The 16,206-nt window shown below is 37.2% G+C and carries 12 protein-coding genes; 11 read left to right on the top strand and 1 reads right to left on the bottom strand.

The genetic code is table 11. The annotated features are described in order from the left end of the window. Nucleotides 1-59 precede the first annotated feature (59 nt). The 7 genes from AABJ51_RS06275 to AABJ51_RS06305 all read left to right on the top strand — a co-directional run bounded on the left by AABJ51_RS06275 (nt 60) and on the right by AABJ51_RS06305 (nt 7,950). Nucleotides 60-464, top strand: coding sequence for an HYC_CC_PP family protein (locus AABJ51_RS06275; protein WP_338374831.1), 405 nt, complete (start codon nt 60-62; stop codon nt 462-464). A gap of 131 nt (nt 465-595) precedes the next feature. Beyond that, the gene (locus AABJ51_RS06280; RefSeq protein WP_338374832.1) at nt 596-1,987 is read left to right on the top strand and encodes a TolC family protein; all 1,392 of its coding nucleotides are present in this window, start codon (nt 596-598) and stop codon (nt 1,985-1,987) included. Nucleotides 1,988-1,990: 3 nt separating this feature from the next. Next, nucleotides 1,991-5,140, top strand: a complete 3,150-nt coding sequence (locus AABJ51_RS06285; protein WP_338374833.1) for an efflux RND transporter permease subunit — start codon at nt 1,991-1,993, stop codon at nt 5,138-5,140. Nucleotides 5,141-5,152: 12 nt separating this feature from the next. Continuing rightward, nucleotides 5,153-6,253, top strand: coding sequence for an efflux RND transporter periplasmic adaptor subunit (locus AABJ51_RS06290; RefSeq protein ID WP_338374834.1), 1,101 nt, complete (start codon nt 5,153-5,155; stop codon nt 6,251-6,253). A gap of 74 nt (nt 6,254-6,327) precedes the next feature. After that, nucleotides 6,328-6,699, top strand: a complete 372-nt coding sequence (locus AABJ51_RS06295) for a heavy-metal-associated domain-containing protein (RefSeq protein ID WP_338374835.1) — start codon at nt 6,328-6,330, stop codon at nt 6,697-6,699. 13 nt (nt 6,700-6,712) lie between these two features. Beyond that, entirely contained in the window at nt 6,713-7,195 is a 483-nt protein-coding gene (locus tag AABJ51_RS06300) for a GNAT family N-acetyltransferase (protein ID WP_338374836.1), read from the top strand. Next, nucleotides 7,168-7,950 carry a metallophosphoesterase family protein gene (locus tag AABJ51_RS06305; protein ID WP_338374837.1) on the top strand — a complete coding sequence of 261 codons (783 nt, stop codon included), beginning with the start codon at nt 7,168-7,170 and terminating at the stop codon, nt 7,948-7,950. Before AABJ51_RS06300 ends, AABJ51_RS06305 begins: the two co-directional genes overlap by 28 nt. 223 nt (nt 7,951-8,173) lie before the next feature. Here AABJ51_RS06305 and AABJ51_RS06310 read toward each other — a convergent pair whose 3' ends face one another. Continuing rightward, a complete protein-coding gene (locus AABJ51_RS06310; RefSeq protein ID WP_338374838.1) occupies nt 8,174-8,464 on the bottom strand; it encodes a hypothetical protein in 291 nt (96 codons plus the stop codon). A 419-nt stretch (nt 8,465-8,883) separates the two neighbouring features. On the opposite strand from AABJ51_RS06310, the gene AABJ51_RS06315 reads away from it, so the two are divergent. The 4 genes from AABJ51_RS06315 (at nt 8,884) to AABJ51_RS06330 (ending at nt 16,202) form a co-directional block, all read left to right on the top strand. Next, complete coding sequence (locus AABJ51_RS06315) at nt 8,884-9,987, top strand: efflux RND transporter periplasmic adaptor subunit (protein WP_338374839.1); 1,104 nt, start codon at nt 8,884-8,886, stop codon at nt 9,985-9,987. A 24-nt stretch (nt 9,988-10,011) separates the two neighbouring features. Beyond that, nucleotides 10,012-13,173 (top strand): efflux RND transporter permease subunit, encoded by a 3,162-nt coding sequence (locus AABJ51_RS06320; protein WP_338374840.1) that lies wholly within the window; start codon nt 10,012-10,014, stop codon nt 13,171-13,173. 22 nt (nt 13,174-13,195) lie between these two features. Then, nucleotides 13,196-14,599, top strand: a complete 1,404-nt coding sequence (locus AABJ51_RS06325; RefSeq protein WP_338374841.1) for an efflux transporter outer membrane subunit — start codon at nt 13,196-13,198, stop codon at nt 14,597-14,599. Nucleotides 14,600-15,299: 700 nt separating this feature from the next. After that, complete coding sequence (locus tag AABJ51_RS06330) at nt 15,300-16,202, top strand: phospholipase A (RefSeq protein WP_338374842.1); 903 nt, start codon at nt 15,300-15,302, stop codon at nt 16,200-16,202. Nucleotides 16,203-16,206: the final 4 nt, after the last annotated feature.

A 16,206-nucleotide genomic window follows, 5' to 3' on the forward strand; every position in this document is an offset into this window, starting at 1 on the left:
ACTAAATCCATAATTATATAAAACCAAGACCAAAACAAATTATATATTTGCAAATAATTATGAGAAAATTTTTATTAATTATATTTTCTGTTCTATATACGTTGATATCCGTTGGATGTATCAACTACAATGTATATTGTCAGGATAAGTTAATGAAAACTTCTTTAGTTGTGAATAATTTGAATTGTGACCAATGCCCGAATTGCGCACAAAAGAAGTGCAAGAAAGACGGTAGTTGTTGTAAACATTCAAAAGAGCATATACAACTAAAAGTTGATCTAAACTATACTGCTCATCATATTGATATTACACCTCAGCAGGTTGCAATTTTAGACATATTTCTATCCGGATATATTACTCCCGATGCGAATACAATAAGCAAAGAAACTTATCCGGTAACAAATGCCCCGCCACTAGGGGTACAAAATCCGATTCATATTCTTAACTGCACTTACCTTATTTAAACCTATTGCTCAACAATAGGAAAGTTCATTGTGTCTTTTTTCTAAAGGCATGATACACTTCTTCTTTTTTTAGTCTTTTGCCTAGAAGGCTACTCATTTATCAACATATACATTTTCATAAAAAGCAGAATATGAACAAAAAAATTATTGTTCTACTGATGCTGCTTTCGCTATGTAAGATTGTACCTGCTCAAACATCGTTGAGTATGCAGGATGCCTTACGTATTGCTACAGATAATTACGAAAACATCAAAGCAAAAAAGAATTATCTGCAAGCATCAGAAGCTACAGAACAAGTAAGTAAACGAGAATATTTACCCGATCTTAAATTTTCAGCACAACAGAGCTATGGTACTATCAATGCTCAGAATGGGCCTATGTATGGTTTTGGCGGACTTGGGGTCGCATCCACCAGTATGCCTCTAGCTGAGCAAAATTGGAATGCCGCTTTCGGCTCTCTGTACCTAGCTAATATCAATTGGGATTTCTTTACATTCGGACAGATCAGTAATAATATAAATCTGTCTCGTTTAGCAAAAGAAAGAAGCAGAGCTGATCTGCAACAAGAGGTATTTCAACATCAGATACGAACAGTCTCAGCCTATCTGAATCTATTAGCTATTCAACGAATGGTATTCGTTCAACAACAGAATGTAGAACGAGCTGAAGTATTTCTTTCAACGGTACAGAGTCTTGCAGACAATGAATTGAAGCCAAAGGTAGACGCATCTTTAGCTCAGGCAGAAGTATCGAATGCTAAAATAAGTCTGATAAAAGTGTTGGACAAAGAACTTGAGTTATCAAAAGTATTAGCCGTTCTTTTAGGTATTGAATATACCCAATTTCAATTAGAGGATACTTTCTCGAAATCATCACCTGCATTACTTGCATCAGCGTCTGAAGGCTCTCAAAATCACCCGGCATTACGATATAAGCAGGCAATTATAGATCAGAACAACGGGCAAATAAAGTTATTGAAATCTCAAAATATGCCTAGGTTCTCTTTATTTGGAGTATTGCAAGGGAGAGGATCAGGGTTCGAATATAATTATGTTCAGGATAATTCAGCCTTCTCCCGAAAGTACACAGATGGAGTTAGAATAGATAGGACTAACTATTTGGTTGGTGTGGGTGTAACGTGGAATTTTACCTCACTATTCCGTAATCATTCTAAAATAAAAAGCCAGAGATTCACTTCATCAGCATTAGTGGATGAATACAAATTATTAGAAAGTGAGCTAAAAGCCCAATCACTTATGGCAGACGGAAGAATACTCAATGCTTTGGACTATAAAAAAGAATCTCCCATACAGGTAAAAGCAGCCTCTGAAGCATATCAGCAACATTTGGCTTTATATAAAAACGGATTAACGACGATTGCAGATCTTACCCAGTCTTTTTACAGTCTCAACCGAGCTGAAACGGATAACGAAATTGCAATTATCAACGTTTGGCAAGCTTTATTATTGAAAGCTTCTTCTGTGGGAGACATCAATTTATTCACTAACGAAATAGATCAATAAAATATGAATTTAATCAGAGCTGCATTACGTAAACCAATAGCGATATTGGTACTGGTAATGGGGTTGTTATTTTTCGGAATAAAAGCAACCCGTGATGTGCGGGTGGATATTCTTCCCGAAATGAATTTGCCGGTAGTTTACATTGCACATTCATTCGGAGGTTATACTCCTAGCCAGATGGAAGGATATTTCACTAAAATGTACATCAATATGATGCTGTTTACCAATGGTATCAAAAATATTGAAACAAAAAACACGCAAGGTCTTACCTTAATGAAGGTGACTTTTTATGAGAACACGGATATGGGACAGGCAATTGCCGAAATCAGTGCTTTATCCAACAGATCGCAGGTATTCTTACCACCAGGGGCTCCGGCTCCTTTCATTATCCGTTTCGATGCTTCGTCTCAACCCGTCGGACAGCTTGTATTTAAGAGTTCCACCAAGACTAATAATGAATTGCAGGATATTGCCAACTTTACGGCAAGACCTTTTCTTATTGCAATTCCCGGTCTTACCAGTGCTCCACCCTTTGGTGGTAGTCCCCGAACAATTGAAATCAATATAGATCCTTCGGCATTGCGGGTGCACAATATGTCGCCGGATCAGATTGTGGAAGCAATCACCAAAAACAATATCACTGCTCCCGGTGGTAATGTGCAGATTGGAGACATCAATTACCTGACTCCTACGAATAATACCATAAAAGGAGTAAAGGATTTTGAAGATATACCTCTATTCAAAGGAGATGTTCAAACTGTTTATCTGCGTGACGTGGCAACGGTAAAAGACGGAGCTGATATAACAACAGGATATGCTTTGGTGAACGGAAAACGTTCAGTTTATATCAACATAGCTAAATCGGGAAAAGCCTCTACTTGGGATGTTGTGAAGAATCTGAAAGCTCAGATACCTACAATCCAGAAAAACCTACCTGATGATGTAACAATCTCTTATGAATTCGATCAATCAACGTATGTAATCAATGCAGTAAAAAGCTTGATTACCGAAGGAGTAATCGGTGCTTTACTTACCGGACTGATGGTTTTATTATTTCTTCGGGACAGACGTTCTGCATTTATAGTCATTCTGACAATACCGATTTCCTTAATATCATCAGTTTTATTTCTGCAATTGTTCGGACAAACAATCAATATCATGACTTTGTCCGGTCTTGCTCTGGCTGTCGGGATATTAGTCGATGAAAGTACTGTCACGATAGAGAATATACACCGCCACTTAGAAATGGGTAAAAAAAAGGCAACCGCCGTATGGGATGCGTGTAAAGAAATTGCTTTTCCGAAATTACTTATCATGTTGAGCGTGTTGGCTGCTTTTGTTCCTGCACTCACGATGTCGGGAATACCCGGAGCATTGTTTAAACCGTTGGCTTTAGCTATCAGCTTTGCAATGATAACTTCTTTCCTACTCTCTCAGACATTTGTACCTATCCTTTCCAACTGGCTGATAAAGGAGAAAGAGATTAAGGAAGAACATAAAGAAGGTGCTTTTGATCGGTTTAGAAACAGATTCGAAGGTTTTATTAGCGGTCTGCTTAATAAGCGAAAGATAATAACATTCGGTTATTTGCTTGTAAGCATAGGTATTGTGGTTCTGTTATTTAATATAATCGGTAGAGATGTACTCCCTTCTGTTAATTCCAGCCAGTTTCAAATGAGAATCAAAGCTCCCGAAGGAACAAGGCTGGATGTAACAGAACAAAAGATCCATAAAGTATTAGATGAATTAAACCAAATGATTGGCAAAGATCATATAAAGATTACTTCAGCCTTTGTCGGACAACATCCATCCACATTTGCAGTGAGTCCCATCTATCTATACAATGCAGGACCTCATGAAGCGACACTTCAAGTGGCAATGAACGATAATCATTTAAATCTTGACAACCTGAAAGAAGATATCCGCAAGCATCTGAAAGAAAAAATGCCTGAGCTACAAATATCTTTCGAACCAATGGATTTAACAGAAAAAGTTTTGAGTCAGGGAACAACCAATCCTATTGAAGTACGTTTTTCAGGAATGATGAAGAAACGCAACGAAATGTACGCCAATAAGCTCTTGGCTAAACTCAATGGAATTGATTATTTAAGGGATCAGCAAATACCTCAATCTTTAAATTATCCGACTCTGAATATTGATGTGGATCGTGTTCGTGCAGCTCAACTAGGAGTTGATATGTCAGACATTACCCGATCAATGGTGGCGTCAACATCATCATCCCGTTATACCAATAAGAACTTCTGGATAGGCGGTATGATGAATATGGCTTATGACATTCAGGTACAAGTGCCTATTAATGAAATGTCGAGTGTTGATGATTTATCCAACATTCCGGTTTCTAAAGGAAATGTTCGTCCTGTATTAGCAGATGTCGCCAACATTACACAAGGTAAAGGATATGGAGAAAGTTATAACAAAGGCTCTATGGGATATACTTCTGTTGTCGCCAACGTTCATCAAAAAGATTTAGGACGTGCAGCTAAAGATATACAGGCTGCGATTGACTCATTGGGAGAAATGCCTAAAGGATTAAATGTGGAAGTGGCAGGGATGGCTCCGGTATTGACTGATACAATGAATAGCTTGGAAGGAGGATTACTCATATCCATTGTCGTGATATTCCTGATGCTGGCAGCCAATTTCCAATCTTTCAAAGTATCGGCAGTCATATTAACCAGTGTTCCGGCTGTAATTCTGGGGGCATTGAGTATGCTTATGTTAACAGGCTCAACTCTTAACCTGCAATCTTACATGGGTCTAATCATGTCAATCGGAGTATCTATTGCGAACGCGTTATTGCTTATATCGAATGCAGAGGATATTCGCAAGCAAACGGGTGATGCTCTAGGTGCAGCTAAGGAGGCAGCGGCTCTGCGTATACGCCCGATTATCATGACAAGTTTAGCGATGACGGCAGGTATGCTCCCAATGGCTATTGGTTTTGGAGAAGGTGGTGATCAGACCTCACCTCTTGGACGAGCTGTAATCGGTGGTATTATAGCTTCTACTTTTGCCGTATTGGTTATACTTCCTCAGATATACGCCTATATACAAAATAAAGCGTCTATACAGTCTGTATCCCTAGATCCGGAAGATGCAGAAAGTAAATACTTTGATAATGAAATTAAATAAGAAATAAGCAGAATGAAAAAGATATATAATATTGTTTTAGCTACAACATTCATCTTACTATTCGGTGCATGCTCGACTAAAGAAAAGAAAGCAGAAGAACCGCAAGCAGGAATGAATATGCCTATGAGCTTAGAGACTGTCAAACTCAACAAATCAAATCCAACTGTACCGGTTCGCCTTCCCGGAGAATTAATTGCAGATCAGGAAGTACAGATTTATGCTAAGGTTGCCAGCTATGTGCAAACACTAAAGGTCGATGTGGGCTCTAAGGTTTCGCAAGGTCAGGTGTTAATAACTATGGAAGCCCCAGAAATCAATTCTCAACTAGCATCTGCACTGTCGAAGATGAAAGCACAGGAGGCTATCTATATAGCCACGAAAGCAACTTACGACAGAACTATCAAAGCTGCTCAAACAGAAGGTGCTGTGTCACAGGATGCCATTGATCAAATAACAGCAAAGAAAGATGCTGACGAAGCGCAATACACTGCATCGAAATCTGTTTATCAGGAGATAAAAGCAATGGAGAATTATCTTGTTATACGTGCACCTTTTTCGGGGATTGTAACAGAACGTAACACGGATATTGGGGCTTATGTAGGTCCTGCGGGCAAAGGCTCGGACAGACCGTTGTTGGTCGTTCAAAAAGATGCAGCGTTACGGCTTGTATTAGCAATACCCGAGGCTCATACTCCTTACGTTCAATTAGGTGACACCGTGAAATTTTCAGCCAAATCAATTCCACAGAAAGTATTTACGGGACTTGTTGTTAGAAAAGCAGGTGCTTTGGATTCTAAATTAAGGGCTGAGCGTATCGAGATTGATGTACTAAATCAGGATAATCTACTCTTACCTCGTATGATTGTTGATGCAAATATTACTCTCCAATCTAAAGAATCTACATTCTTTATTCCAAAATCAGCCTTGGTAGATGGAAATATGGGTGTATATGTCATGAAAATTGTAGAAGGCAAAACTCAAAAAGTACCTGTTCGGAAAGGACGGACAAACGGAATGACAATAGAGGTATTTGGCAATCTGGAGCCTAATGATGAGATATTATTAAAAGTAAGTGAGGAAACCAAAGAAAACATGTTCATACCTAAAAAATAGGTTTCTTCACTAAGAAGAGTGTTGGTTAGCCAATACCAACACTCTTTAATTATTAATATTAAATAATAGAGATTATGAAAACAGTAGCGATGATTTTTTTAATAACCATAATTCTTAGTTCCTGTAAAGTCAGTAATATTGTAACACCAACGTGTGAGGCAGGAAGCTTACCCAGAAAAGAAGGTAAGCATTATGTATTGGGAGTAAGAGGAGAATGTGAAATGTGTCAGGAAGAAATAGAAAAAGTAGCACGATTTAATGTAAAAGGGGTTTCTTTTGCTTACTGGATACAAAATGATCAAAAGCTGTTAGTGGATTTTGATCCGACAAAGACCAATATAGACTCAATAAGTACTGCTTTAGCCAGATGGGGATATGATACAGAGAGGCATATTGCAGATACTAGGACATACAATGCTTTGCCTCATTGCTGTAGATACAGATAAAACTATTTGAAATATGAATATACGTTTAATAGAAGAAAAAGATAATGAAGCTGTGGCTCATATAATACGAGCCACTCTTGAAGAATTTGGAGCCAACCAGCCGGGAACTGTATATTATGACCAGAGTATATGGTCTTTGAGTGACATTGTAAACAATGATAAATGTGCATACTTTGTCATCGAAGAAAATGATGAGATACTAGGTGGTGCAGGTATTTATCCGACTCAAGGTTTACCCGAATATACAGCCGAATTAGTGAAGCTATACACTATCCCTGAAATCAGAGGAAAGGGATATGGCAAGCGATTGATAAATATATGTCTTGATTTTGCCAAACAAGTAGGATATAAGCATATCTATCTGGAAAGTATGGATGAACTAAGCATGGCTGTAGGTTTATACGAAAGGCTAGGATTTAAATACCTGAATGCTCCTATGGGCGAAAGCGGACATAGTTACTGTAAAATATGGATGTTAAAGGATTTAGAAGAATAATGAAAATAGCAATAATAAGTGATATACATGCCAATCTTCCGGCATTAGAAAAAGTTTTAGAGGATATTCATTCTAATTTTAAGGCTGATCAAGTTTATTGTCTTGGCGACCTAACCGATGGTGCCCCTTGGGCAAATGAAGTTATCAATCTGATTCGGGAATATAATATCCCTACAATAATGGGCAATCATGACGAACGAATAGCTTTCGATTATAAAGTGCATCCTCTCAAAAAACATACATTAGAAGAACAACTCGCTCGTGCAGAAACTATACGGCAAACAAAGGACAAAATATCTGAGGTTAATCTCAAATACTTATCAGAATTAAAATCTAATATTAAATTCAGTTATGCTGGAATTTCATTTTTACTTGTTCATGGCAGCCCTAAGAGTAACGAAGAATATATCTATGAAAATCATGATACAGAATCTATAATTGGAATGTTTGAATCGAATCAAGCGGATGTTATCGTATCTGGACATACACACTTGTCTTTTATAAAGGAGGTTTATAGCACAGATTTACCTAAATTATTCATTAACGCAGGATCGGTTGGTCGTAGTAAAGAGCTCAATGGAGGAAAAGCCGTTTATTTACAATTGACAATAAATGAAGACGGGCCCACATTTGACGACAAGGTAAAGCTTACTCTTCGGAAAATTGATTATGATATACACAAAACGATAAACGATATAAAGAATAGTTCTACTCCAGACTTTTATGCAGATTTTTTGTTAAAATCTATTCTTTAAAGGTCTGCTGTAGTATTTGGGGTGTAGAGACAATCACATTAGCATCTAATAATTTCTCTGCATCTTCAATTTTTTCAACGGTTGTTTTAAATACAAGTACTTTGGGGTAAAGAGCAGAATCTATAATAATATTAAATGATTCAACTTTAAGAATACCCACTCCTATAAATATATTGGAAATCTGCGTTTATAGAGAATCTGTTAACACTAGAACTAATGTTTTTCATTTTGATTTGCGATTGATAGGTAAAGCATTGTTTCTGGTTTTCCTGTTTGTATTGAAATGCGTTATGCCATGACTAAACAATATGTAAAATAGATGAATGCTTCCTATGAGTGGTTTCTTTTTACAATCTTGAATGGTTACTAAATCTAGTTTTTTATTTTCAGCCAACTGAAGATCGAATACAGCATCATCGGATTTTTGGGGATATTTATCTTTATCCTTTGAAAGAAAATAAACGAATCCATGCATAGCTCGAAACTCATAGCTATCAAAAGATATCACCTTCATACTTTTTGAGGATACACTTCTCATTCCCTATATCGTAGATCTTTTTATTCTTATATAGCATTAATACTCGATAAAAAATCCTTCAGTAAATAATTCAAACAGATTTTATTAATAATGATATTGCAAAGTCTGATTCCGAAAATGACTATGAATGTGGATATTTTGACGAATAACATTCTAATTTAATGTTTAATTACTTGTGTTTTGATTGGCTAATTCTTTTCATAAAAACCAATTTATTGTTCATAATAAGAATATAAGTTTGTGTATTTATTTTCATCCAACTACTTTTGAGTACAAAATAAGAAGTATATATAGTAAGGCTAAAATTATTTTAATATAATTATATAAAAATAAAGATGTAGAGGTAAATAACTCACATATCCTATCTCAAGAGGTAAATAACTAATTAAAATCATATGAAATTTAGGTGTATTTTTTGCGGAGCAATAGCTCTGCTAGGGATTTCTTGCTCTAATAAAAACGATAATTATCAGCAAGAAACCAAGCAATCTTTTCAAACAGTAGTAGTTTCAAGCCAAAGTGCAAAGCTAGAACAATCTTATCCGGTAGTTATTAAAGGACAGGAAGACATCGAAATACGCCCTCGTATAGATGGCTTTATTGATGCCATACATGTAGACGAAGGATCTGTTGTGAGAAAAGGTCAATCTCTTTTTAAAATCAATTCTCCGGCATCCGAGCAAGCGTTAAAATCAGCTAAAGCTACTTTACGAAGCAACAAAGCCCGTTTAAACACTGCCTTGACAAATGTAAACAGACTACGCCCTTTGGCAGAGCAGGGTATTATAAGCAACGTTCAATTACAATCGGCGCAAGACGCTTACGAAACTGCTCAGGCTGAACTGGCACAAGCACAAGCAGAAGTTGAGAATGCAGAAGCAGCACTAAGTTGGACTAATGTGGTTAGTCCGGTTGATGGAATTGTAGGTACAATTCCTTTCCGTCGGGGTAGCCTTGTGAGTAACGCAGATATACTAACTACAGTTGCTAATACAAGTAATGTGTATGCTTATTTCTCTTTGAATGAAAAAGAGCTAATGCGTATGTTAGATGGTACTGAAGGAGAATCTCAAAAAGATAAAATAAAAAATCTGCATGAAGTGACTTTGACTTTAGCCAATGGCACAATATATCCTGAAAAAGGAAAGATTGAGACAATATCGGGCATTATTGATGGTACCACAGGATCAGTCAATTTTAGGGCTGAATTCTTGAATAAAGAAGGAAAGTTACGTAGTGGTGCTAGTGGAAAAGTTTCTATTCCCGAACAGCTAGACAATGTAATTCTCATCCCTCAACGATCGGCTTTCTCTCAACAGAATAAGCTTCAGGTATATAAGGTTTCGGGAGATTCTGTTGTGCAAACGATAATCACAGCAACTGAAATGCCTGACGGTCAAAATTATGCCGTAACAAGTGGATTATCATCCGGAGATCGTATAGTCAGCGAAGGTATAGCGACTCTACGTCACGGACAAAAAATAGCAATTAAAGAATGAGTAATCTCAATATAATATAAAACGATGTTAAAATCAATAATAGATAATCCGGTATTAGCCACAGTTATCTCTATCATTATAGTGATACTGGGGGGAATCGGTCTGGCAACCTTACCGGTTGAACAATATCCGGATATTGCTCCTCCAACAGTGAGGGTAGAAGCGAATTATACCGGAGCAAATGCCGATGTGGTAATGAATAGCGTCATCATTCCTATCGAAGAAGCGATCAATGGAGTGGAAGGCATGACGTATATGACTTCCAATGCAACAAATAGCGGTAGTGCAGAGATTACCGTTTATTTTCGTCAGGGAGTAGATCCGGATATTGCAGCAGTAAACGTTCAGAACAGAATTTCAAAAGCAACACCTTTACTACCTCAGGAAGTAACACAAGAAGGGGTTACTGTTCAGAAGCAGCAAAGCAGTATGATTATGATAGTCAGTCTGTCGTCGGATAATCCCGAACACGATGCCATGTTTATTCATAATTATGCAAACATCAACCTTCTCCCTCAGATCAAGCGTGTGTACGGAGTTGGTAATGCTCAACTCTGGGGGATGAATGACTATTCGATGCGTATCTGGTTACAACCCGATAAAATGGCATCTTATAAAATAAGCCCTACGGAAGTAATTGCAGCTTTACAGGATCAGAATATAGAAGCGGCTCCCGGTGAACTTGGGAAAAATGGAAATCAATCTTTTCAATATACACTGAAATATACAGGTCGTCTGAAAGAAGTAAAAGCTTTCGAAGATATAGTTGTGCGATCAGAAGGCAATCATATATTACGGGTAAAAGATATAGCTAATGTTGAGTTAGGTTCTCTGGATTATAGTCTTAATCAACGATTTGGCGGAAAAGAAGCAGCATCGTTTTATATAAACCAAGCTGCCGGATCGAATGCAAAAGAACTGATAACAAATGTGAAGGCTGTTGTAGAAGAAGCCAAATTAACAATGCCTCCGGGTCTTAAAGTGAGCTATTTAATGGATAGCAGTGAGTTTTTGGACGCTTCTATCAGTAAAGTAGTTACAACTCTATTCGAAGCTTTTGTACTTGTATTTATTGTTGTGTTTATCTTTTTGCAAGATGTAAGATCTACTCTTATTCCTGCTATTGCTGTTCCTGTGGCTATTATCGGAACGTTTTTCTTCCTGCAATTATTCGGGTTTTCAATCAACCTACTGACTTTGTTTGCTTTAGTTCTTGCTGTTGGTATTGTGGTCGATGATGCGATAGTCGTCGTCGAGGCTGTACATGCCCAGTTTGACAATGGTGTAAAAAATGCAAGGAAAGCAACAATAACAGCTATGAAAGAAATAGCTCCCGCTATTGTTTCCATAACATTGGTTATGGCTTCGGTATTTATTCCCGTCAGCCTTATTGGTGGAACAACAGGTATCTTCTTCAAACAATTTGGACTAACATTGGCTGTTGCCATTATTATATCGGCAGTAAATGCTTTAACATTAAGTCCGGCTCTGTGTGCTATGTTCCTTAAAGGTCATAAAGATGAAGAGGTGAAGAATAAAAGCTTTATCAAACGTTTTTACTATTCTTTTAATATAGCATTTAATGCTGGAACGAGTAAATATAAATCGGCTCTACACTTTCTGGAAAAAAAAGGACACCGATGGATTACCGCTGCCATAATAGTTATCAGTACTGTTTTATTGTTCGGATTGATGAAGTTCTTACCTACCGACTTTGTTCCTCAGGAAGATAGTGACGGTGTGATGGGCATGATAAGTCTTTCGCCCGGTACATCATTAGAGCGAACAGATACCATAATGAAAGAAATTGTAAAGATTGCCAATGAAATAGAAGACGTTGAAGCTATACAAGATTTATCGGGAATCAATTTTATGAGTGGTGCCGCAAGTTCATACGGTGCGATTGTAATTAAAATGAAACCATGGGACCAACGTAAACTATCTACGAACGATGTTGTCGCGATACTGACTGAAAAAACTCAAAAGATTCAGGATATAAATCCTCTATTCTTTAGTAATCCAACCTTACAAGGTTTCGGGATGAGTTCGGGAGTAGAACTCCAGTTGCAAGATAAAACGGGAGGAGAAATGGATAAATTCACCGGTGTGACAAATGAGTTTCTGGATGCTATGCGCCAACGCAAGGAAGTGATGATAGCTATGACGAATTTTAATCCGAATTTTCCTCAGAAACAAATAGAAGCCAATATTCCTAAAATTAGAAAAGCTGGCTTAACCTTGAATGAAATAATGGCTGCAATGCAGGCTTATGTAGGCAGTATGTATATTTCGAATTTCAATTTGTACGGGAAGCAATTTCGAGTAATGGTTCAGGCTGCACCCGAATATAGGGCTAAACTTAACGATTTGAATGGTTTACTAGTGAGAACAACCAGTGGCGAAATGGCTCCTATTACAGAGTTTATTGATATTAAAGATGTAACAGGACCTCAGAATCTTACTCGCTTCAACATGTTTATGTCCAATGATGTGACTATTATCCCAAACTTTATGGAAGGATACAGTACCGGAGATGTGATACAAGCTGTTACCGAAGTCGGGGAACAAGTATTGCCAATGGGTTATGGATATGAGTATTCAGGGTTAACCAGAGAAGCAGTAAGCAGTAGCAGCCAAACCATTATCATATTTATACTATCCTTGGTATTTGTATATCTGCTATTGGCCGCATTATACAGAAGCTATATTATTCCTATGGTAGTTATACTCTCTCTACCTGTTGGTTTGAGTGGAGTGTATATCTTCTTAATGATTTTCGGATTGCATATAGGCATCGTAAATAATATCTATGTCCAAATATCACTAATTATGCTTATCGGTCTTTTAGCTAAAAATGCAATTCTTATCGTAGAATATGCCATCCAACGAAGAAAACAAGGTATGAGTGTTATCGATGCTGCCGTAAATGGAGCTGTCGCACGTCTACGTCCTATCTTGATGACCTCTTTTGCATTTATAGCAGGACTTCTACCTCTGATGTTTGCTACCGGAGCAGGTGCTATCGGTAACCGTTCGATAGGCATAAGTGCAGTCGGAGGTATGCTGATCGGTACTATCCTAGGAATTTTGGTTATTCCATCGTTGTATATAATTTTTCAGAACCTTCAGGATAAATTCACTCAGTCCGGATTATTAAACACTGAAAAAGAGGATGGTGAAGAATAAAAATGATTTAAAAAATACAGAAATGAAAACAAAATCGATTAATCATATAATTCTATTGGGGCTTGTCGCCTCAATAGGATTTACATCCTGCCAGGTAACAAATAAATATAAATCGCCCGATATAGATACCACTGATTTATATAGGGAACAAGCTGCCGTTGATACAAATACGATCGCTAATATCCCTTGGCAAATTTATTTCTCTGATCCTCTATTACAAGCATATATTGATGAAGGGTTGCAGAAGAATTATGATTTGCAAATTGCAGTGAGTCGCATTAAACAAGCCGAAGCAAACTTGTCAATGGCAAAGGCTGCCTATTTTCCGGATATATCTTTGGTTGCACAAGCTGAACATCTGAGAAATAGTAATGGGAGCAGCGGTAAAGATGTCTTAGGCTATCATTCGACCAATTATACTTTAGGAGTTAGTGCGAGTTGGGAGCTTGATGTATGGGGTAAACTAAACAGGCAATCAAGAGCCAGATATGCTCAGTTCTTAAATAGTCATGCTTATAAAGATCTGATAAGAACATCATTGATTGCTAATATTGCAACATCTTATTATACATTGCTGGCTTTGGATGAGCAATTAAGAATAACAGAAGAAACGGTAGGCTTACTGAGAGAGAGTACACAAACAATGCAATCTTTGATGGATGCCGGAATATTAAATGGAGCATCAGTAGAGCAGAGTAAATCGCTTCAATATAGTACGGAGGTAACTATCCCGACAATAAAGAGCCAGATTAGACAAACTGAGAATTCCATTTGTATTCTTCTTGGGCGTAAACCCGGAAATATCGACCGCTCGACGATGGACAGACAAATCATCGCAGAAGACTTAAATACAGGTATTCCTGCTCAGTTATTATCCAAACGTCCGGATGTAAAACAAGCCGAACTAGCTTTTCGTTCTGCTTTCGAATTGACTTATGCAGCTAAAGCTAGTTTCTACCCTTCTATCAGATTAAGCTCGGGAACGGTCGGATATGGAGCAAATACTCTGTCTAATTTCTTCAAACCTGAGAATATTTTCGCCAATATTATTGGAGGATTAACTCAGCCCTTGTTTGCACGAAAACAGCTTATCGGAAATTTGAAAGTAGCCAAAGCCCAGCAGGAGGAGGCGTTGTTAAGTTTCGAAAAAACAGTATTGACAGCAGGTGCAGAAGTATCGGATATTTTGTACAGCTACCAATCGTCCATCGACAAAAATCCAATCAGAGACAAACAAGTTGAATCGACTATTATAGCAGTTCGTTTCACCAAAGAATTGCTGAAAGCCGGAGAAGCAAATTACACGGAGGTTTTGAGTGCCGAACAGAATCTACTACAATCACAGCTTGGGCAAGTTAGTGATAAGCTGGAACAATTGCAATATTCCGTAAACTTATACAGAGCTCTCGGAGGAGGCTCTGAATAAACACTACTTTTCATACCTTAATTAGTTTGAATTCAGGAACCGATTCTTTATAGAATCCGGTTCCTGTGTTCTTCTTATGCGAAAATGAAAAGATGTATAAGCTTATAAACGACAATAAAAAAGTATTCAATGATAACGAAACAGACAGAAAAGGTTAGGATTAGAATTGTTTACAATTTCATTTCCAATTCAGATTCTATTGGTGAATTGCATGTGTTCTTTCATGAGAGTAGAATGCCTGTAGAAGGAGAGAAAATATATCTGGAAAATGAATTTACTGAAGGGATATTTCTTCCGAAGGGAAAATATAGACATAAGACTGAAGGCCATTTAAAAATGCTACGAGACAACTTGAGGATGCAACATTGGGTCGTCATCAAAATAAATCAGGACGACCCTAATATCCGGAAAATAAACCTAGAAACAAATGATGATCAGATAATTTAAATTTAGAATATGATAAAATTAATAATTCAATTTATCCGAATTAATTTTCTTCCCTTGCTTGGTATTTCTATCGGTGTTTTTCTTGGTTATTTGCATTGGTTCCTGTGGGGCTGTTATTGGGGAACATATTCCTTATCCTCTGAGTGCTGGGTAAACTGTACCTATGGAGCATTATTCTTCGGTTATATTATCCTCGCAATTTTCAAAAATGATCAAACATATATAAGCAAGCAATAATCTAAAGATGAAAATTATGAGGTTTATTTATTTGTTGATCCTTTTAACTGGATTGAGTAGTCAAGCATTGCATGCACAGGAAAATGAACTAATTTATATAGCAGGAGACAGTTTAAGAAAAGTAATAAAAGAGGAATTTCGTGTTGCATCTTATAGAGATAGAGGTATAAACGTCGATGAGCGGGAAATAATCAAACTAATGGATAGAATGCCCTCTTTCGGCATTTATAAAGATACTTATTTTGTAACAGGAGTTCCCTTGAACCAACAAATTACCCGCAACACGGCTGATGCTGTTTTTCAACTTAGCATCAGGCAACGGTTAACCAAAAGTATCCTGCCTTTTAATTCATTTCTCTATCTGACATATACTCAAAAGTCTTTCTGGGATATTTACAGGGAATCCTCTCCTTTTCGTGACAATAACTATAATCCGGGTATTGGAATAGGAAAATACATCATTGAAAAGAATCGACTCCGAGGAGGTCTTTTAGTGGCTTTCGAGCATGAATCTAATGGACGTGAGGATAAAGAGTCCCGAAGCTGGAACTATATAAGTATTAATGGAAAATATTTTATAAACATGCTTTTATCAATCGGATTCAAGGTGTGGATCCCGTATGTTGACGGTGGTGAAAATAAAGACTTACTAGAATACAGAGGATTGGGAACAATATCTTTTAATGCAATTACAGGAAACCGGAAATGGTGGATAACGACTGAACTGACTCCCCGCAAGGGATGGGGAAATATAAATACAATTGTGAGTATAGGTTATAAACCCTCAGAAAAATTAAATCAATCATTCTTTTTGAGGTTTAGTGATGGCGTTGGAGAAAGCCTGCTTAATTATAATAAATACAGTACGAACCTTCGATTTGGTATTTGTATAAAACCTGATTTTTATAGTTTCTTATAATTAT

This window comes from Indolivaga capnocytophagoides (genome assembly GCF_036511535.1).
In the GTDB taxonomy this organism is placed as follows: domain Bacteria; phylum Bacteroidota; class Bacteroidia; order Bacteroidales; family Dysgonomonadaceae; genus Dysgonomonas_A; species Dysgonomonas_A capnocytophagoides.